Origin of the sequence: Mesorhizobium sp. ESP-6-2 (assembly GCF_020164675.1) — a bacterium.
Classification (GTDB): domain Bacteria; phylum Pseudomonadota; class Alphaproteobacteria; order Rhizobiales; family Rhizobiaceae; genus Mesorhizobium.
Window position 1 is genome coordinate 70,281 of record NZ_JAIUGT010000008.1, and the last position, 19,908, is coordinate 90,188.

Here is a 19,908-nt window from a genome sequence, read left to right on the forward strand (position 1 = left end):
GCTCCAGGATTCCTGGAGAGTGGCTTTCCGCCGCCATCATGCGGCGGAAAGAAAGCCTGTTTCAGGCGGAGGCGGGCTGCTGCTTTGCCCGCGCGACAATCTGCGTCGGATTGACGAAGCGCAGTGCGATCAGCAGCCAGACCAGCGTCGTTATCATATACACCACCGCCATCGCATCGATCGACTGCACCGCGCGAACGCCCGAGGCGAAAACCGAATAGTACAGCGCCACGACGAGCGTCTGGCTGGTCGGCCCGGCCGTCAGGAAGGTCAGTTCGAACATGCCGATGGTCCGCACCAGCACCAGCAGCAGCGCCGCCAAGATGCCCGGCATCAGCATCGGCAGCAGAACATGGAGAAAGAGCTGGAACGTGTTGGCGCCGAAAACACGCGCGGCTGCCTCGATCTTGGGATCGATCTGCTCGATGAAGGGGATCATCACCAGAATGACGAAAGGAACCGTCGGCACGAGATTGGCCAGCACCACGCCCCAGAAGGTGCCACCGACCCCCGATTGGTAGAGCACGGTAGCTAGCGGAATGCCGAAGGTGATCGGCGGGACCAGAAGCGGCAGCAGGAACAGAAGCATGATCAGCTTCTTGCCGGGAAAATCGCGGCGCGCCAGCGCATAGGCTGCCGTCACGCCGAGCAGGCCTGAAAGCGCGACCACGGTAAAGGCGATCTGGAAGGTTACGATTAGGATATCGTGGAGCTGGAATTCCGCCCAGGCGGCGAAATACCAGCGGGTGGTAAAGCCGGCAGGAATCCATGTGCCCAGCCAGCGCGTGCCGAAGGACGACAGGATGACCGTGGCAATCATCGCCGCGAGGTTGAGTACGAAGAAACCCACCACCACCCAGATGGCGGTGATCCAGAGCTTGGCGGCGATGGTTGTGTCGCGGATCATGTCAGCCCTTTCCGCCTGCGGTGCTGCCGCGATAGAACAGGTTGCGCAGCATCAGGATGGCGACGACGATGACCAACTGCACACCGGCCATGATCATCGCGATTGCCGAGGCCATCGAGTAGTCATATTGCTCGAAGGCGGCCTGGTAGGCTGCAATCGAGATGACGCGGGTCGGCCCGGCCGGCGCACCGAGCAGAACCGCCGACGGAAAGACGGCGAAGGCCTGTACGAACGAAAGCAGGAAGGCGATGGCCAGGCCGGGGATCAGCAGCGGCAGGAACACATAGCGGAACCGCTGCCAGGAGCGCGCGCCGTGGGTCGCCGCTGCCTGTTCCAGTGCCGGATCGATGCCTGTCACATAGGAGAGCGTCAAAAGGAACGTGAACGGGAAACCGGTGATGATCAGCGACGCGAAAACACCCCAGTAATTGTTGGTGAGTTTCACGGGACTGCTGATGACGCCGAACAACATCAGCGTGCGGCTGAACCAGCCCTGCGGTCCCAGATAGTTGAGCAGGCCTTCCGCCACCAGCACCGTGCCGAGCGTTACCGGCAGCACGAGGATGGTGGTCAGCATACGCTGGTGCGTCATCAGGCGAACGCGAAAGGCGATGGGCAGCGCCAGCGCCAGGCTGATAACGGTGACCGGCACGGCCAGCCACAGCGTTGTGGCAATGGTGTTGTATAGGAACGGGTCGGAAAAGAAACGCTGGTAGTTGGCGAGGAGCCCCCCTTCCTTCGGCTGGAAGGACAGGAGCAGGCCGTAGACAAAGGGATAGACGAAGATCGCCAGCGTAAACAAGGCGGCCGGAAGCACCAGAAGGGTGACGCCGTCCATCCCGTGCAAGGCCAGCCGCTGGCGCAGGGAAGGAGAGGGCGTATGATCGAGCGTCGACATCGCCGTCCTCAGGCCGCGTAGATCAGGGCGTGGGCAGAATCGATCGAGAGCGAAACCGTGTTCCCGACCGACGCGGCCTGGCTGGCATGGAAGATCAGCTCGAGGCCGCCCTCGGTGCGTGCCGTGCCGACGAATTCCCGGCCGCGATACTCGATGGTTTCGACCTTCGCATCGAGCGTCCCGATGCCCTTGTCGCTCACGGTGACATCGTCCGGTCTGGCGGCGATCACGGCTTGCGCGCCAGCCGCGAGATCGTCGCGCAGCCTGCCCGAAAGGCTGACGCCGCCGACTTCGACCGTGGCAATGTCACCGTCGCGCCGCGTGACCTTGCCGGTTAGCCGGTTGCGGTAGCCCATGAATTCGGCGACGTCCAGATGGTCAGGGCTCTCATAGAGGTCCCGCGGAGCGCCGACCTGCCGGATTCGGCCATCGCGCAGCACGACTATGCGGTCGGCCAGCGACAAGGCCTCGTCCTGGTCATGGGTCACATAAAGGGTGGTGGCCCCGAGCTGGTTGTGGATGCGCCGGATTTCCGCACGCATCTCGATGCGCAATTTTGCGTCGAGGTTGGAGAGCGGCTCGTCCATCAGCACCAGCGGCGGCTCGATGACGATGGCGCGGGCGATGGCCACCCGCTGCTGCTGGCCGCCTGACAGTTGACCCGGCAGCTTGTGGCCCTGCGTTTCCAGCCGCACCAGCCCCAGCGCCTCGTCGACGCGCTGCGTGATCTCGGCCTTGGGCGTGCCGCGCATTTTCAGGCCGAAGCCGATATTGGCTTTGACGGTCATATGCGGGAACAGCGCATAGTTCTGGAAGACCATGCCGAAGCCGCGGTCTTCCGGCTTAAGCTGGTCGATGCGCTTGTCGTCGAGATAGATGCTGCCGCCCGTGGTGGAAAGCAGTCCGGCGATGCAGTTCAGTGCGGTCGACTTGCCGCAGCCCGAAGGTCCCAGCAGGGCGATGAATTCCCCCTTGCGCACGGTCAGCGAAACGTCACTCAGCGCGCTCATACTGCCGAATTTTCGACTCATATGATCGAGGCGGAGTTCGTCGAATTTCGACGAGGCGAGCAGCATCCGTTCGTAGCCCTATTGTTGTAGGCGAACCGGGCGGCATGCCCGGTTCATATTATGCGCTGAAACTCAAAGGTTTGTCATTTCGCGGCGGCGGCGACCTGTTCGTCCCAGATTCGGAATGCCGTTACCATCGAAGCGGGCTCCAGCGGCAGTTCGATCGGGTTGTTGGCGATCAGGTCGGCATATTCGGTGCGGCCGAATTCGGCGATCGCATTCTGGCTTTCCTGCGGCGCCATGTCGAGGGTGACATCCTTGACCGCCGGGCCCGGATAGAAATAGCCCTCGTCATAGGTATAGGCCTGCTGCTTAGGCGCCAGCAGGAATGCCATCATGTCCTTGAGCACGGCCAGTTTTTCGTCGCTGACCCCTTTCGGCACGCACATGTAATGGGCGTCGGCGACCCAATGGAAGCCTTTCAGCGCCCCAACCCTGGCTTCCTTCGGCACGACGCCGAGAACGCGCGGGTTTATGTCCCAGCCCGTCGTCGACACCGTCATGTCGCGCGTGCCTTCGCCGAGTTCCTTCATCAGCGCCCCGGTGCCGGTCGGATAATATTCGATGTATTTGTGCAGTTCCTTGAGATAGGCCCAGGTCTTGTCCCAGCCCTTGACCGGATCCTTCGGATCGCTGTCGCCGAGCAGATAGGGGAGGCCCATCAGGAAGGTACGGCCGGGGCCGGAATTGGCCGGGCGCGCATAGAGGAACCGGTTCGGGTTCTCCTTGGCCCAGGCCAGAAGCTCCTCCGCCGTGGTCGGCACTGTCTTGACCTTGTCCGGCATGTATTCGAGCAGCGGCCCGGACGGGTAGTAGGTGACGACGACGCCGTGGTCCTTGGCCAGCGTCTGCATGCGCGCTGCCGGCTCCTGATAGATATCGGCCAGCTTCGGCAAGGCGCCCGAATCATCAGGAAGCAGCTTGACCCACAGGTCCATCTCCAGGCCTGCCGACAGCGCATCCGTTCCGGTAAGCACGAGATCGATATCGACACGGTTCGCCGCCTGCTGCGCCTTGATCTTGCCCGGAAGCTCCGGGGCGGGCGCCTTGGTGAAGACGATGTTCGAGATCAGTTCCGGCTTGGCCGTCTTGTAATTCTCGATCGCCTTCTGGGTTAGCGCCAGATTGCCGGCGACATCGACGATATTGATGGTGACGGGCGCGGTCGGCAGCTTGGCGGTCTGGGCAAGCGCGCGCGCAACCGGAAGCGCCGCCATGCCGGCTAGTCCGCCGACCGCCTGTCGCCGAGTGATCTTGATCATCTTCATCTCCTCCGCTGGGATCCTGTCTTGTCCGGGCAGGATCTCAATTTTGATATATTAATCTACCAGTCCTCAAAAACAACCGCTTTCTGCTCCGTGCATGAACCGCTGCACCCATCGTGGCACGGTGGCCGCGGTGCCGTCGTTCAAACGATCGATCAATACGGTTCCCGGCCTTGCGAAATGGAGCTCGGCCGGGAGATCGGTGCCGAAGACCTGCTTCAGCCACAGGAAGACGGGGGCCAGTTCGGCAGCCGAGCCGAGCTCTGCGGTCCGTGCGCCCGATCCCGGCCGGCAGGTCACCAGGGTCCGATTGGAAAGCCGCTGCGCCATGGTCAGAACCTATAGGCTTTCTTGGCGAGGCGGTAGGCGAGATCGTGCGCCACTTCCTGCGCCTCGTCCTCGTCGAGCCGGTGGTCAGCCACCAATTCCGCGAGAAAATTGCAGTCGACGCGGCGCGCCATGTCGTGCCGCGCGGGGATCGAACAGAAGGCACGGGTGTCGTCGTTGAAGCCCACCGTGTTATAGAAGCCGGCTGTCTCCGTGGTAAGCTTGCGAAACCGGTACATGCCTTCGGGGCTGTCGAAAAACCACCAGGGCGGGCCGAGGCGCAACGCCGGATAATGTCCGGCAAGCGGCGCAAGCTCGCGCCCATAGGCCGTCTCGTCCAGTGTGAACAGGATCAATGTCAGGCGCGTGTCGTTGCCGAACGCGTCGAGGAGCGGCTTGAGGTCGTGGACATAATCGGTGCTGGTGGGAATGTCTGCGCCCTTGTCGAAGCCGAACTCGGTGAAAATCTGCGGGTTGTGGTTGCGGAAAGAGCCGGGATGGATTTGCATGACCAGGCCGTCCTCGACGCTCATGCGCGCCATTTCGGTCAGCATTTGCGCGCGGAACAGGTCGGCATCCTCGGGCGAGACATCGGCCTTCAGCACTCGGTCGAACAGAGCCGTTGCTTCCGCCTTCGACAGGTCGGCGGTGCGGGCATTCGGATGGCCGTGGTCGGTGGATGTCGCGCCACGCTGCTTGAAATAGGCACGGCGGATGCGGTGCGCCTCAAGATAGCCGGGATAGCTGGCCGGCGTTCCGGCCAACGCCAGAAACCGCTCCACCTCGGCATGGAAACCCTTGCGCGAAGGGTCGACGACGGCGTCTGGCCGGTAGGCCGGCACAATCTGGCCGTTCCAGCCGGAAGCCTTGATCGCATCATGCGCGGCAAGCGCATCGGTGGCGGCGTCCGTCGTTGAGATGGCTTCGATGTTGAAACGCTTGTAGAGCGCGCGCGGGCGCATCTCCGGCCGTTCGAGCTGTTCGGCGATTCGATCATAAAGAAGGTCGGCATTCTTCGCGCCGAGCCGCTCTTCGATTCCGAAGACCGTTGCCAGCGAATGCTCGAACCAAAGCCGCGTCGGCGTGCCGCGGAAAAGGGCGTAGTTCTCGGCGAAGCGGCGCCAGATCTTGCGGGGATCGGTTTCGATCGGGCCCCCATCCAGCCGTGGGACGCCGAAATCTTCCATGCGCATTCCCTGGGAATAGAACATGCGCAAAATGTAGTGGTCGGGCTTGACGAACAGCGTGGCCGGATCCGGGAACGGCAGGTCATACGCATACCAATCCGGCTCGGTATGGCCGTGCGGGGAGATGATCGGCAAGGCACGCACGCCTTCATAGAGGCGCCTGGCGATGGAACGGACGGTAGGGTCAGGCGAAAAAAGCCTGTCGGGATGGAGCGGCATTGCAAAATCCTTGCGGTCGAGCCGCGAAGCGGCGTTCGGAAGGGAGGGGCGATTGAATGCGCGCAATCATAATTTGGGATGAAGCGGCGTTCCGATATTGGCGAACAGTAAGGAATAATATATTAATATGTCAACTGATTGAAGATCGGGGATTGAGAATGACATCAGCAAAGGCGCATGCGGGCATTGCGGGCTCCGACCGCGACGCCGTCCCCGTTCGAACGAAGATGCGTCGGCCGGGCATCGTGCGTACGACCGCTGCGTCCGCAGTATACCGCGAACTGCACGAGGCGATCGTATCCATGCAGCTTAAGCCCGGCAACGCCTTGAATGAAAAGGTCCTGACCGAGCGTTTCGGTGTCAGCCGCACGCCGGTTCGCGAGGCGTTGATTCGCCTGGTCGAAGACGGGCTGGTCAATATCTATCCCCAGTCGGGAACCTTCGTCGCGCCGATACCGATCTCGCTCATTCCCGAAGCCGTCGTCATCCGTAAGGCGCTGGAAGGCGCCACGGTCGAAAAGGCCGCGCAATGCGCAAACGGCGACGATGTGGGAAAGCTCGACGATATATTGGCGCGGCAGCGGTTCCTTGCCGAACGACAGGACATGAACGGCTTTCACGAGGCCGATGAGGCCTTTCACGAGGCGATTGCCCGAATAGCCAACTATTCCGGCATCTGGAACTATCTGAAGCCGGTCAAGGTGCAGATCGACCGGGCGCGACGCATGACGCTGCCGGCGCTCGGCCGCATGGACCATGTGATCGGCGAGCATACGGTTATCCGCAACGCCATAGCGGCGCATGACGTGGAGGCTGCCTGCAAGGCCATGCGTATCCATCTGGGCGCTGTCATTCCCGATGTCGAGCAACTGCGCGACGCCTACCCCGACTGGTTTATTTGAGCCGACCAGCCCTGAAATAGTTGGAGAAATGACGAATGCGCGAGGCATGGAGATGGTTTGGGCCGGATGCCGGGGTTCCGCTCGATGCGGTGCGTCAGGCCGGCGCCACCGATATCGTATCGGCGTTGCACGAAGTCCCGATCGGGCGTGCCTGGACGAAGGCGGAGGTGGCGACGCGCAAGGCGATGATCGAGGATACGCCGTCCGACCGATCTCCGCTTGTCTGGTCGGTTGTTGAAAGCATACCGGTCCCCGACGCTGTCAAGCGTCACGGCGGCGAGGCGAAAGCCGAGATCGAGGCCTGGATCGCCAGCATGGAAGCGGTTGCGGCCAACGGCATCCATATCATCTGTTTCAATTTCATGCCGCTGGTGGACTGGACCCGCACGGATCTCGACTACGAACTGCCAAGCGGCGCGACCGCGATGCGTTTCGATCAGGACCGGTTTGCAGCTTTCGACCTGCACATCCTGCAGCGCAGGGGAGCCGAGGCCGATTATTCGAACGAGGACCGGGAGCGGGCGAAAGCTGTCTTCGAGGCGATGAGCGAAGAGGAGGCCGCGACCCTCGTCGCCAACATCGCCAGCGCGCTGCCGGGTTCAACCACGGAGCCATTGACGGTCCCGCAATTTCGCGACCGGCTGGAGCGTTATGCGGGCATCGATGCCGCCCGGCTGCGCCACCATCTCACCGAATTCCTGGCGGCGATCGCGCCCGCTGCAGAGAGCAGCGGCGTCCGGCTTGCGCTGCATCCGGACGATCCGCCCCGCTCGCTCTTCGGTCTGCCGCGGGTGGCCTCGACCGCCGCCGACTACAACGCGCTCTTCGAGGCAGTTCCGTCGCCGGCCGTCGGCATGTGCTTTTGCACCGGAAGCCTTGGCGTGCGCGCCGACAACAATCTTCCGGCGATGGCGAAGCACTTCGCGCCGCGTATCCCCTTCGCGCATTTGCGGGCGACCAAGCGCGAAGGCGATGGCCGCACCTTCCATGAAGCGGCGCATCTGGACGGCGACGTGGACATGGTTGCGGTACTGCGCGAATTGTTGGCCGAAGACGGCAAACGGGAACCGCACGACACCATCGTCTTCCGCTCCGACCACGGCCACCGCATGCTGGACGATCTCACAAAGAAGGTGAATCCGGGCTATCCGGCGATAGGCCGCCTGCGCGGTTTGGCGGAACTGCGCGGCGTGATCCACGCGCTCCAGTCCAAGGGTTGACGGCGCGGCAATGCCCACCGTGATCGGCGCGGCCTTCGGTCCGCCTGCGCCGATCCTGTCCTATCCCTGACGTCGATCGGCATTAGGTCGGTTTCCGCCTGTGGAGGACTGCCTCGGGGGACACCCCGACTATCCGACCTGTTCTAGGTCAATCAATCCTTGACACGACTTCGTGCAAGCGCTTTCATGCAAGCGCTTGCATAGGGGCGCGCATGCCTGACCGAAGGCGGAACAATTCATCTTCAACACCGACGCTGAGCGAGGTGGCGGACGCCGCCAACGTCTCTTCGGCTACCGTTTCGCGTGCTTTCAGCCGGCCGGAACTTCTCAGTCGCGAGACGGTCGCGCGGGTTCACTCGGTCGCCGCGCGGCTCGGCTACGTTCCCAACCATGCCGCGCGCGCACTAAGCACCGGCCGGATGGGCAATATCGCGCTGATCGTGCCCGACATCACCAACCCGTTCTTCGCGGCGATGATGCGTGGGGGGCAGGCGACGGCCCGCGACTGTGGCTATGCGACGTTTATCGGCGATTCTGACGAGACGCCGGAAGTGGAAGACATTCTCCTGACCAAGCTGTCGGCGCAGGTAGAAGGTTTCATCATCGCCTCTTCGCGCCTGCACACGAAACAGATCCTTGAACATGCGCGGAAGCGGCCTTGCGTCCTCGTCAACCGCGACATTCCCGGCATGGTACGGCTTCTGGTCGACAGCGGGCCAAGCTATGGGCAAGCGCTGGAGCATCTGGTTTCGCTGGGCCATAGATCGATCGCCTATGTTGCCGGGCCGGCATTCTCCTGGTCGAACAGCCAGCGCTACGGCACCGTGACCAGGAGGGCCGCCGAGCTTGGGGTCGAGATCGTACGAGTTCCGACCTCGCGGCCAAGCTTCGAGGCCGGCCAGGCCTGCGTCGATGAACTCGTCCTGACGGGCGCGACCGCCGTACTCGCGTTCGACGATGTCATGGCGCAAGGCATCATGGCCGGGCTTGCCGCGCGCGGCCTGTCGGTGCCGGGCGACTACAGCGTGATCGGCTGCGACGGCATACTGGCGCCAACCCTTTTCCCGCCCCTGACGTCCATCGCAACCCATTGCGCGGAGGCCGGCAGGCAGGCGGTCGAGCTTCTCGTCGCTATGCTGCAAGGCAAGCCGCTCGCTCACAAGCGCATCAATCTCGTCACCGAATTCGTCATCAGGGCGACAACCCAGGCCCCGTGCTCGCAGCGAGCCACGGCGGGGCTCGATCGACTTACAACCACGGAGTGATCATGCGAATTTACGTGAAACCGGACAAAAAGCTGCTGGGCGCCGCTGCCGCTGAACTGGGGGCGCAGTCGATCCGCGCCGCGATCGAGGCGCGCGGCGCGGCCAATATCGTCGTCGCCACCGGCGCCAGCCAGTTCGAGGTACTTGCCGCGCTGGTGAAGCGGGATGACATCGACTGGTCGCGCGTCACCGGCTTTCACCTCGATGAATATGTCGCCATGCCGGATACGCATCCGGCCAGTTTTCGGCGCTATCTCAAGGAGCGCTTCACCGCACTGCTGCCGTCGCTCGGGGCCTTTCATTTCATCGACGGGGACGTGCCGGATCCAGGTGCCGAGGTGGCGCGCATCAATGCGTTGATTGCCCGCCACCCCATCGATGTGACCTTCGCGGGCATCGGCGAAAACGGCCACCTCGCCTTCAACGATCCGCCCGCGGACTTCGAGACGACCGCGCCTTTCCACCTGGTAACGCTGGATGACCGCTGCCGCCGCCAGCAGTTCGGCGAAGGCTGGTTTCCGACGCTGGAAGACGTTCCGCACAGGGCGATCTCCATGACCGTCAACCAAATCATGAAAAGCGGTCTGATCGTGCTGGCGGTGCCGGACCGCCGCAAGGCCGAGGCGGTGCGCGATACGGTCGAAGCGCCGATCTCGCCGATGGTGCCGGCCGGTATCTTGCGCAGGCATGCCGACTGCCACCTGTTTCTCGATCCGCAATCGACTGCTTTGCTTCGCGAAGTGCCGGACACCGTGGGCGAATAATCGTCCACGCAACCTAGAAAGGGAGGAGACACCAATGACAACCCGACGCAATGCCCTTCTAACGATCCTGGGTGCTGGCGTTGCCGCGACGGCAAGGCCGGTTTTCGCGCTTGCCAAGGAGTTCCCGAAGCCGAAGGAACCGCTGGTCATCAATGTGGTCGACGTTGCCGGCGACCTGCAGCTCAGCCAGCGAGCGCTTGAAAAGTTCGCCGAGACCCATCCGGAACTGATTTCGAAGTTCGTTTATACGCAGGCCCCCGCGCCCGAACTTGCCGCCAAGCTCAAGGCCCAGCAGGCGGCAGGCCGGTTGGACATCGATTTCGTGCTCACCGGTAACGACGCCCTTGCAGCGGGCATCGACCAGGGATTGTGGACCCAGATCCTGCCCGACTACGCCGATATGTTTCCCAAGCTCGACGAGCGCTACCTGCCGGGCGCCTATGCCATGCAGCAGATGGCGAAGGGCCAGGCCTTCGTCGATAGCTGGTATCCGTCAGGCCCGCTCCTGGAATATGCGCCGGATCGGGTCAAGGACCTTCCTGGGACCGCTGAAGAGTTGCTTGCCTGGTGCAAGGCGCATCCGGGAAAGTTCATGTATGCGCGACCGGCGAATTCCGGCCCCGGCCGAACCTTCGTCATGGGCCTTCCCTACCTGCTCGGCGATAAGGATCCGCTGGATCCTATCGACGGCTGGGAGAAGACCTGGGCCTATCTCAAGGAACTGAACGACTGCATCGACTATTATCCCTCCGGCACGACCGTCACCATGAAGGAACTGGGTGACGGCACGCGCGACATCATCGCCACGACCACCGGATGGGACATCAATCCGCGCTATCTCGGCATCGTTCCCGAAGACTACAAGATTGCGACCCTGAAGGGCTTCCACTGGGTCAGCGACGCCAACTATGTGGCTATCCCAAAGGGCGTTTCCGACGAAAAGCTCGGCGTTCTCCTGCAACTGATCGCCTTCATTCTTGAGCCCGAGCAGCAGGCATTCATGTACGATCACGGCTACATGTACCCCGGCCCGTCGATCAGGGACGTGCCGATAGAGATGGCGCCGCAGGACAGCCAGGACACGATCAAGCGCTTCGGCCGGCCCGAATATGCCGCGATGATCGCCGACAACCCGATCGAACCGCCGCTCGACGCCAAACCGCTGGTTGCCATGTTCGAGAAGTGGGACAAGGAGATCGGCGGGGCCAAAAACGCCAAATAGGGCATCTCCGCGCACGGCCATTCGACAGCGGTTTGTCCCCGCTGGCATGATAGCTAGGCCGCCTTGACAATACCCCTGGTGGTCCGGGGAAGCCGCCGGTCCGACCGAGATCGCGGTCGACTGGCCAAGGCCTTGGCCGGTCGAGGGATGGATGACTCGTCTCGCTACATGGCGGCTGCGATGCCATCCATCCTGACGCGAATGCGGCAACCGTTGCGGTACGGTGCCCAAGTTCGACGCTCGCCCGCCTGCGCTGCCGACAGCGGGGATGCCTCCAACTGCGCTTGGTGCCGCCATGGGCCGGCTCCTTGGAAATCGTCGAGGACGAGGGAAGCTTTCATCTGTCCCGGACGTTTATGACAGTGTTTACCATCTCTCAGGAGCTGGTCCCGACCCGGTCGGGTTCCTAGTCACGCCCGCGGTACACCAGCCTAAAGATGTAGGCCGAAGAAAAATGCCCGCTCAAGCCTTCATCAATCGGATTGCGGCAGCCGTTCCGCAGAATGGCGTTCACCGCTTCTTTCTTCAATTTGCCGGTTCCCAGCTGACGGCAGATCCCCGTCGCCGGGCGATCTTTGATCGCATGGCGGACCGATGCGGAATAGAGCATCGTTATTCGTGCTTTGCGCCCGCCGATGATCCTGAAGGTCCAAGTGTCGATCTGGAGGGTGTTTTCAAACGCGGCGCGTTTCCAGGCACGGCAAAGCGCATGGAAATGTTCGCGGCCACAGCGCCCGCTCTGGCTGAACAGGCCGTGGAGAAGCTCCTTCATGGTCAGGACAGGAGCCGTATCACGCATTTGATCGTTACCACCTGCACGGGGTTTTCCGCCCCCGGCCTGGATCTGGAAATAATTGCCCGGTGCAACCTGCCGACCACCATCGAGCGCACAATCATAGGCTTCATGGGTTGCTATGCAGCGATTAACGCACTCAAGCAGGCACGACACATCATCCGGTCGGAACCCGAGGCCCGGGTTCTGGTGGTCAGCATCGAACTCTGTACGCTCCACCTCAAGGAGACCTCCGACCTCGAAAAGCTGCTCTCGTTCTGCCTGTGGGGCGATGGCTGCTCGGCTGCGTCGGTAAGCGCCAGCCCTTTTGGCATCGGATTGGATAGTTTTCACGCGCTCGTCGATGCCGGCAGCCGCGACCTCATGACCTGGAACATACATGACGATGGTTTCGACATGGTGTTGTCGGGAGAGGTTCCCGCCGCAATCCACCATGCACTCGGCACAGACATCGGCAGCATTCTGGGAAACAGGAGCGTCGCAGACGTCGACCTTTGGGCCGTCCACCCGGGCGGGCGCTCCGTTCTCGACGCTGTGGAGCGCGCGCTAAATCTCCATTCCGATGCGTTGTCGGCCTCCCGGGAGGTCCTTCGCGAAAACGGAAACATGTCCTCTGCTACCGTCATGTTCGTGCTCGAGCGAATGCTGCGCGAGGCCACAAAGGAAGACCGTGTGGGTTGTGCCATGGCATTCGGACCCGGCCTGACGACCGAGACGATGATGTTCCACACAGCCGGCGATACCTAAATGGCCAATGATCTCGACCATCGTCGGATCGAGCGGGAACTGCTCGACAATTTGCCCCCCGACGATCCCAGAGCAGTCGGTTCGCGGCGTGATCTTGCTTGGATAAACGCACTAATGTTTCAGAGCGCGATCATGGCCAGCCTGTTGAAGGCGAACGTGCGCAAAAGCCCGACCAGATTTTTGGAAATTGGTTCCGGCGATGGAGCATTCATGCTCTCCGTCGCAAAGCGCCTCGCCCGGCGCTGGACAGATGTCGACCTTGTCATGCTTGACCAGTTCAACCTCATTTCGGACAAGCGGTTCGCTGATTTCTCCGCACTTGGTTGGCGTATCGAAACCGTCACCGATGATGTCTTCGAATGGATCGAAAGACCCCGCGCCGGGACCTTCGATGTGGTATCGGCCAACTTGTTTCTGCACCATTTTTCGGACGCAGCCCTGAAACGCCTTTTTTTGGCGCTTCGCCCTCTGGCGCCAGTGTTTCTCGCCACCGAGCCGAGCCGAAACGCCATTGCCTTAAGAGCCTGTTCGCTTCTGCATGTCATCGGCGCGAACGAGGTGACTTTGCACGATGCGCCGGCAAGCGTCCGCGCCGGTTTTGCGGGGCATGAGCTTTCCAGCCTATGGTCTCCGGATTTCAGGCGCCAGTGTGCAGAACGCAGAATTGGACCGTTTACGCACGCCTTCCTTGCCGTCGACCGCGCTTCGGAAGGTTTGCCATGATGTACGACGCCATCGTCATAGGCGCCGGGCCAAGTGGTTCTTCGGTGGCCTTGGCTTTGAGCGGCCAGGGGCGCGCCGTTGCCATCGTCGAACGAAGTGAATTCCCGCGCCGCAAAGTTTGCGGGGAATTCATGTCTGCGGTCAATCTGGATCTGTTGGACAAATTGGGTGGGGGCGCCGTGGTTCGCGCCAAAGCTGGTCCTGAGGTCAAGCGAGTTGCACTTTTTGCATCGGGTCCCAGCACGGATGCGGGCATGCCGCGGGCCGCGGGAGATGCATTTGGACGCGCGCTCGGGCGCGACGTTCTGGATGGCATACTTTTGGATGCGGCTCGCGATGCCGGAGCCGACGTGTTTCAGCCTTGGCGGGCGGCGGAGATCACCACCGATGGTGACAACGCCATGGTTCGGATCGAAAGCAAGCACGTTCAGGGAGTTCTCGTTGCGCCGGTCGTGATCGCCGCGCATGGCTCGTGGGAGCAAGGAAGGCTTCCGACGAATCTGCCGAAAACCAACGCGCCGCACGATCTTTTCGGATTCAAGGCTCATTTCACCGGCGCTGAGCTCGACCGCGACCTCATGCCCCTGCTGGCATTTCCAGGCGGCTATGGCGGCATGGTCTGGGCCGACCGGAACAGGATGTCGCTGTCGTGCTGCATACGCCGCGACGTCTTGATCAGGCTGCGCGAAAAAGGCAACGCCTCGTCGGCAGCCCAAGCTGTTCATGCGCATATCCTTGCTTCGTGTCCCCGTGTCGCCTCCATGATCGTGAATGCCACGCTCCATGGCGAATGGCTCGCCGCAGGTCCCATGCGGCCTGGCATACGCCCACGTTTTGCCGACGACATATTTCGGGTGGGCAACCTCGCCGGTGAGTCCCATCCCATCATCGCTGAAGGCATCTCGATGGCGTTGCAGTCAGGCTGGTTGTTGGCCAATGAACTGGCCAGGTTCGACCGTTGGGACCGGGCGGCGAGGATTGCTGTTGGACGCCGCTATTCGAAGGCCTGGAACCGACAATTTGCAACCCGCATTCGCGTGGCTGCCTTGTTGGCACGCCTTGCCTCCCATCCCATGTCCGCTGCCGCGGTGAACACGTTCGTGAGCGGGTTCCCGAACAGCCTGACGCTGGGGGCCAGATTGACCGGCAAAACGAAACTGCTGCCGATCGCGTGCGACTGAGAGGCTCAAGGCTTGGTAGTAGCGGTCACGCACTGAGTCTTTCGATAGGCCCAGCCTTACGATTCTCAGGCCCGGTCATCGCCGGGCCTGAGCTGAATTCTGCTGGCGGAACTATTTGTTGCAATTCTGGGACGGCGAGGTGGCAGTGCCGCTGGCGGTATTGGTGTCGACGTCATTGCCCGCAGTGTCCTTGCAACGGTCATTCATGCCGTTGGGCGTTGTCGTGGTCGAGTTCGTCGCATTCGGATCAGTTGTGACGGTACCCGTGGTGTTGCCGGAGCCATTGACGCTCGTGCCGCTGTTGTTCATGCCGCCACCTGCGGTACCGCCGGCATTGCCCGAGCCGCTCGTTTGGGCCAGGGCGGATGTGGCGAGCGCTAAGGACAGCGCGGATGCGACGAAGATCGTTTTCATCATAAGTGTCTCCATTGGTTAAATCGCTTGTTGCGATCACTTTCCCAACGGTGCGCCCTCCTTGTTGTTCCTGTAACGAAAAATCGTGATCGATCTTCATTCTTGTCCGACTTTGATGCTGAGCGAAGCACATCAAGAACTGTATAAATGACGACTGCCGGTCCGTGGCGCCGGGCCACACTCAGCCTGATCGACGGTTATGCTTGCTGAGCAGGATCGGCAGGGAAACCGGCCGGAAATTCCACACGTCAACGCCGACATCACGCTGGCGAGTAAGCGGCTTCAGCTTGCCATGCGAATGCCCGTGCAAATTCACCGATTGCTTGCCCATCTGATTCCAGGTCCGAAACGGATAATGGCACAGGATGAGGAGGGTGCCGTCCACCACCAGTTCCGCATAGTGCTGGATGCTGGCCCAGCCAGATGCGAGCGTTGCATCGCTTGCGTCATTATTGCCGATGATCAGGTGCTTGCGCCCGTTGAGTTGCGACAGGATGTTTTCGATGCCGGCCCTCGGGCGGGCAAAATCACCCAGATGCCAGATCTCGTCGTCCGAGCCGACGGTCTCGTTCCAGAGGCTCATCAGCGCCGCGTCATGCGTTGCCAGCGAGCTGAACGGCCGCCGGTCGATTCGCAGGATGCGTGGATCGTTGAAATGAGTGTCGCTCGTGAAGAAGATCATCCTGTGCGGGGCTTCCCTCGCTGATCGACCCAGCCCGATACGCCAGACTAACGATCCGGTATTCGGCTGTAGGCGCTCGTCAGCTCTCTTCCTTACGGCCGTCACCAGCGGCAGACGCTGAGTGTTCAGGCTCCGCAGCCTCAAGACCTTCGATGATTGGCGTGAGCGAGCCATCTTCTTCCGGCACTGGCTGCCGGCCGTTGGTTGCGCTCGTCTTGTCGAGGGCCTGCTGGATGGCGTCCTCTATGTTGCCGATATCTTCTTCGCGAACCTCGCGCCCATATCCTGCGGCGTCCGCATCCTGCTCGAATTGCTGGGCCAACACGGCGACGCTGACTTGCGTGTCGGTGGCCAGGTTTCCGACATTCTCCTGCAGCCAGGTTCGAAAGAACTCGATCGTCGCGCTCATATTGCCTCCTGAAGCGGACAACTGCTGCTGAGAGCGGTTGTTCCATGTTCCTGGCCACACTTTGCGGACTCTTGTGACGCTGACCTTGGGTGACAGGGATCTGATGAAAACGCTGGTTGAGCATGGCCGTTGCCGCCACGGCCCCTGCCATCGGTGCCGCGGCCCTTGCCGTCGGCAGCACACGGTATCCGAACGGAGTAGCCCCAAACTGCCAGCTTACAATTTGCAGTCATAGGTTACAGACTTCCCGTGTTCTATAAAGGGAGGTGGGAAGTACCTGGGCCTAACAATACTCTAATGCGTGGTTGACGGTTCGCCTTCGAATCGCGAAATGCCCAGGTGGTTCACAACTCCCAAAACAACGGGAGGTGTCAGCCAAACAGGATGAAAATCGGGTTTCGGACCCTAGTCCCCTCGGTCCGATTCACCGCTTCAAGGGCAACGTTAACACAGCTCAAAGCCGCACAGGAAAAATGCAGTCCGGCAAGTCTCGGCCTCACATCGGGAAACCAGAGCCAGGCACCGACTTCCGCGCAGCACGACGTGTCCTCTCCGGCGATTGAGGAAAAATTGCGAGGTGATTGTCGCGTCTGTCGCCTGTCTTGACGCAGTCCCCCCGTTCATGGACAGAAGCGCTCCCGCAACTGCACCGCGCACAGTCGGCAGTGCCTGGCACACGCCGACCACCTCTCCTAGCTGGCCAGGGCGCGATATCGCGCGGCTTGGCCAGCTAGCTTCCCGCAACGTCCTTCAAAATAGATGGATCATTCCGGATCAAGGTCCGGAGATTGAATCGCAAAGCCCGGCAGGATCCAACTCTGGCTCTCCACCCACGCGCAGTGGTTCATGTTGGATATCCACATATGCTCATATGATCGCCGAAATTGCAGCAACGCTTCCATTTCCGGCTTCCCGCGCTCATAGGTGGATTGCGGATCGCCGAGCGTGAGCTTGCTGGCCGCTCGCGAGCACAGCTTCGCATGCTGCAATCCCAGCTCAAGGAACTTCACCCGCATGGAGGCTTCCGGATCTTGGATTGCGAAGGCGGTCGCCCGGTCCAGCAAGGCTTCCGCCGGCGCGAAACTCTCCTCTGGATAGACAGCGTGCGCCGCCTTTGCCCAGCTTCGCCAACGAGATGCTCCAAGAGCCTCGAACCCGTCCCGCAGCTGGGCGCGAGCGTTCGAAGTATACGCCTGCCAATAATTAAAATAGCTTTTGACGTCGTCGGCCGCAGGTCCGAAGGCTGAATAATATTCCGACAACAATGACTCCACGGCAATCTCAGGATGTGTCTGCAGGCGCATCAACAAATAGAGATTTGGACCTTGCGTCGCCCAATGGCCTGTCAGCGAGTCAAAATCGGTTCCGACCATCCCGTTTCGCGCCGCGTTCTGAAACTCGTCGGCGAACTGGCCGGCGAATATATGCGGCATGCAGTAGCCATCCAGGAAATAGTTGGTGCGCATGAACACCTGGGCAGTCGTTGCCGCCCATCCGCGCCACTGGTCTTTTATCCAGTCCTGCTCTTCGCCGTTGCGTGGATAGTACCAGGCCGATGGGCAAAACCCGATCAGGATATTCGGGTTCAACTTGATTCCCGATGTCGGTGCCGCGAAGTAGTTCATATAGGCGTATCCAACCACGACCGCGTTAGGGTCGTCTTTGGCGGCTATCCGCTGAATGGCTTGCCATGAACGCGCATAGCGGTCCGATACGAAAGGCTTGCTGGCGATCTTCGACTTCGACGGAATGAACTTTCGATAGTCAGGCGGCTCTGGGCCATCCAGCGCCTTGCATACTTCGCACTCGCATTGCCCCGGGATGTCGTTCTCGACCGCATTGACGAAAGCTGGTTGTCCCGCAGAGGCGCTCCGATGCTCACGCCATTGCGAAACGATCTCTTCTCGCAAGCCCGGATTGGAAATGCACATCGAGAAGCGAGCGCCCAGCCTCACCGGGCCCCGTTTGCCTCTGACCAATTGAAACCATTCGGGATGCTCGGTGCCATACCGCTGCCACCAGTCGACGAAAGCGTGACCGTAGTTCGTGGGTACTCTGCGGCCCATTCGGTGGCGACGCAGGAACGTGGCCTGTGCCTTCATGTATTCTTTCGCCGCTGCTGCGGTGAACCCCATTTCGGGATGTTCTTCGCTCGTGAAGCCAGCCCCAGGGCGCACGCGACGCTGCATGAACCGAGGCGTAACGACGTAATCAAGCGGAGGGATCACCAAGGACTGTGCCTTTGGGACAAACGTTCCCAGCTCACCTGGCCATAGCCATCGGACACCGAAATAGCGGTCAAGGAGCTCGTACACGCCGAAGAGGGTGCCCGCGGACGTGTTTTGGTCGAGTGCACTGCCGGGATGATCGAGGCCGGCGATGCACAGATGGTTGCCGACGGTTCGGATGATACAGGTTTCACGCGGCAATGCACCGAGGGTGATTCCGGCCGCCCGGGCGAACCGGGTGTCGCCCAGAAAGATATGGGCGGCGTTCCGCAGGCCAGCCGGCGAGACATGACTTTCAGTTGTGATGGCAGGTTGGATGCCGGTCGCTTTTTCTATGTGCCAGCCGAGTTCCGTGGCGGCGTAGTGAACAGAGCCACTCGGTTGGTCCGAAGTAACGAGCGTTACCGCAGGTCTGCCGCCGGCGATAAGCGTTACGCCAGCTGAAGATTGAGTGGCCGCTTTGCCAGGGTTGGTAAGGCCAAGCCAGTGTAACAGGCCCAGAACTGTTCCCTGTGCAAACGTCCTTCGCGATAACGGCCCCATGCCAAAGACCTCACTTAGAGCGCCCATCCAAGAATGTAGACGCTTTTTGAGAAGAAGGGGGTTCACAACAATTTGTATCAAGTAAGCTTTGCATGCTTCAGCCGTTACGTTTCCCCTTACCCGCATGCCGTCTATGGATCGCCATTCTGCAGTTCGGGGCCAAGACGAAGATCAGCGTGTAAGAGTTCCCTTTGTACAATATGTACATACATGCAGAGTTCCCATCTGATTTAACGGATGCAAAGAATTAATCGATATATACGAGATTTTCCTCGAAAAAAACTATTCATATCCGCGGGATAAGCAATGCCCTCTTTTGGAGGCTTATCACGATCAAACACATTCTTTTGACAGGCTCACTGACCGCTTCAGTGCTTCTTTCATCTGATCGTTTTGCCGATTCCGGGACAAAGGTCGGATCGGCCGATGCCGGTCGGTCCGGCGCTGTGCGACCGGTTTGCGCAAACCACTGATGAAGTCCCCACGATCCGGAACTCTCATCCGCCATGTTCGTTACTGCTCCACATTATGGAGAGACGGGGGTCGGATGGATTTTTCAAAACGTACGGACTGGGAGGCTCTAGCCAGCGCCCTCGACGTCAACATCTATCAGCGTTCGAAGACAGTGTGGATTGCGGCTGGAAAGTACCGCGGCAAAGACATTGAAGTGAAAGGCCGCTCGCCAAGCATCGCACTCGCATTGTGGAAGGAAGCTGCGGGTTATACCGGCTCGGAGTGGTAGAAAGAGTTGCTCCTCAAGCCGCGCCGCTCAGGTCCGAGCGCGCTCGCGCAGCGCAAGGCGCAAACATCATTCAAGGCGCGGCGCGTGGACAATCGTGACTTCGCGCTCGCCATGAAGCTCCTGACACGACAGCCTTAACAAGTCGAGCCGCCGCAGAGAGGCGGCGCTGGATATCGATTTAACAGTCGGTGCCGGTACGC

At 61.0% G+C, this 19,908-nt stretch carries 19 protein-coding genes; 9 read left to right on the plus strand and 10 right to left on the minus strand.

The genetic code is table 11. From position 1 onward, the window contains the following. Positions 1–61: 61 nt before the first annotated feature. The 6 genes from LB532_RS20795 to uxaC all read right to left on the minus strand — a co-directional run bounded on the left by LB532_RS20795 (position 62) and on the right by uxaC (position 5,873). The gene (locus LB532_RS20795) at positions 62–907 is read right to left on the minus strand and encodes an ABC transporter permease (RefSeq protein WP_140513473.1); all 846 of its coding nucleotides are present in this window, start codon (positions 905–907) and stop codon (positions 62–64) included. A 1-nt stretch (position 908) separates the two neighbouring features. Beyond that, entirely contained in the window at positions 909–1,805 is an 897-nt protein-coding gene (locus LB532_RS20800) for an ABC transporter permease (RefSeq protein WP_140642976.1), read from the minus strand. An 8-nt stretch (positions 1,806–1,813) separates the two neighbouring features. Further along, positions 1,814–2,881, minus strand: coding sequence for an ABC transporter ATP-binding protein (locus tag LB532_RS20805; RefSeq protein WP_140642974.1), 1,068 nt, complete (start codon positions 2,879–2,881; stop codon positions 1,814–1,816). A gap of 77 nt (positions 2,882–2,958) precedes the next feature. Further along, positions 2,959–4,134 (minus strand): extracellular solute-binding protein, encoded by a 1,176-nt coding sequence (locus tag LB532_RS20810; RefSeq protein ID WP_224557168.1) that lies wholly within the window; start codon positions 4,132–4,134, stop codon positions 2,959–2,961. Positions 4,135–4,209: 75 nt separating this feature from the next. Next, positions 4,210–4,470, minus strand: a complete 261-nt coding sequence (locus tag LB532_RS20815; protein ID WP_140642972.1) for a hypothetical protein — start codon at positions 4,468–4,470, stop codon at positions 4,210–4,212. Positions 4,471–4,472: 2 nt separating this feature from the next. Continuing rightward, positions 4,473–5,873, minus strand: a complete 1,401-nt coding sequence (gene uxaC, locus LB532_RS20820) for a glucuronate isomerase (protein WP_140642971.1) — start codon at positions 5,871–5,873, stop codon at positions 4,473–4,475. Between the two features lie 227 nt (positions 5,874–6,100). Between uxaC and LB532_RS20825 the strand changes: the two genes are divergently transcribed. The 8 genes from LB532_RS20825 (at position 6,101) to LB532_RS20860 (ending at position 14,690) form a co-directional block, all read left to right on the plus strand. Further along, positions 6,101–6,775, plus strand: a complete 675-nt coding sequence (locus LB532_RS20825) for a GntR family transcriptional regulator (protein WP_224557170.1) — start codon at positions 6,101–6,103, stop codon at positions 6,773–6,775. A 35-nt stretch (positions 6,776–6,810) separates the two neighbouring features. Next, positions 6,811–7,995: a mannonate dehydratase gene (gene uxuA / locus LB532_RS20830; protein WP_140642969.1), complete on the plus strand. Its 1,185-nt coding sequence runs from the start codon at positions 6,811–6,813 to the stop codon at positions 7,993–7,995. A gap of 212 nt (positions 7,996–8,207) precedes the next feature. After that, positions 8,208–9,260: a LacI family DNA-binding transcriptional regulator gene (locus LB532_RS20835; protein ID WP_140642968.1), complete on the plus strand. Its 1,053-nt coding sequence runs from the start codon at positions 8,208–8,210 to the stop codon at positions 9,258–9,260. 2 nt (positions 9,261–9,262) lie between these two features. Continuing rightward, complete coding sequence (locus tag LB532_RS20840; protein ID WP_140642966.1) at positions 9,263–10,024, plus strand: glucosamine-6-phosphate deaminase; 762 nt, start codon at positions 9,263–9,265, stop codon at positions 10,022–10,024. A 34-nt stretch (positions 10,025–10,058) separates the two neighbouring features. After that, complete coding sequence (locus LB532_RS20845) at positions 10,059–11,246, plus strand: extracellular solute-binding protein (RefSeq protein WP_140642964.1); 1,188 nt, start codon at positions 10,059–10,061, stop codon at positions 11,244–11,246. Between the two features lie 454 nt (positions 11,247–11,700). Beyond that, on the plus strand, positions 11,701–12,786 hold the full coding sequence (locus tag LB532_RS20850) for a type III polyketide synthase (RefSeq protein ID WP_140642962.1): 1,086 nt from the start codon (positions 11,701–11,703) through the stop codon (positions 12,784–12,786). Then, complete coding sequence (locus LB532_RS20855; protein ID WP_140642960.1) at positions 12,787–13,509, plus strand: class I SAM-dependent methyltransferase; 723 nt, start codon at positions 12,787–12,789, stop codon at positions 13,507–13,509. It begins immediately after the preceding gene. After that, the gene (locus tag LB532_RS20860; RefSeq protein WP_224557128.1) at positions 13,506–14,690 is read left to right on the plus strand and encodes an NAD(P)/FAD-dependent oxidoreductase; all 1,185 of its coding nucleotides are present in this window, start codon (positions 13,506–13,508) and stop codon (positions 14,688–14,690) included. The genes LB532_RS20855 and LB532_RS20860 overlap by 4 nt, the downstream gene beginning before the upstream one ends. 111 nt (positions 14,691–14,801) lie before the next feature. On the opposite strand, the gene LB532_RS20865 is transcribed toward LB532_RS20860, so the two are convergent. From LB532_RS20865 to LB532_RS20880, 4 genes are all read right to left on the minus strand, one after another. Then, entirely contained in the window at positions 14,802–15,107 is a 306-nt protein-coding gene (locus LB532_RS20865) for a hypothetical protein (protein WP_140552796.1), read from the minus strand. Between the two features lie 178 nt (positions 15,108–15,285). After that, on the minus strand, positions 15,286–15,786 hold the full coding sequence (locus LB532_RS20870) for a metallophosphoesterase family protein (protein WP_140642957.1): 501 nt from the start codon (positions 15,784–15,786) through the stop codon (positions 15,286–15,288). 79 nt (positions 15,787–15,865) lie between these two features. Then, positions 15,866–16,195, minus strand: coding sequence for a DUF768 domain-containing protein (locus tag LB532_RS20875; RefSeq protein ID WP_140642955.1), 330 nt, complete (start codon positions 16,193–16,195; stop codon positions 15,866–15,868). 764 nt (positions 16,196–16,959) lie between these two features. Beyond that, positions 16,960–19,047 (minus strand): DUF4838 domain-containing protein, encoded by a 2,088-nt coding sequence (locus LB532_RS20880; RefSeq protein ID WP_181169501.1) that lies wholly within the window; start codon positions 19,045–19,047, stop codon positions 16,960–16,962. Positions 19,048–19,513: 466 nt separating this feature from the next. Here LB532_RS20880 and LB532_RS20885 point away from each other — a divergent pair, with 466 nt between their 5' ends. Next, entirely contained in the window at positions 19,514–19,708 is a 195-nt protein-coding gene (locus LB532_RS20885; protein ID WP_140552792.1) for a hypothetical protein, read from the plus strand. Positions 19,709–19,908 lie beyond the last annotated feature (200 nt).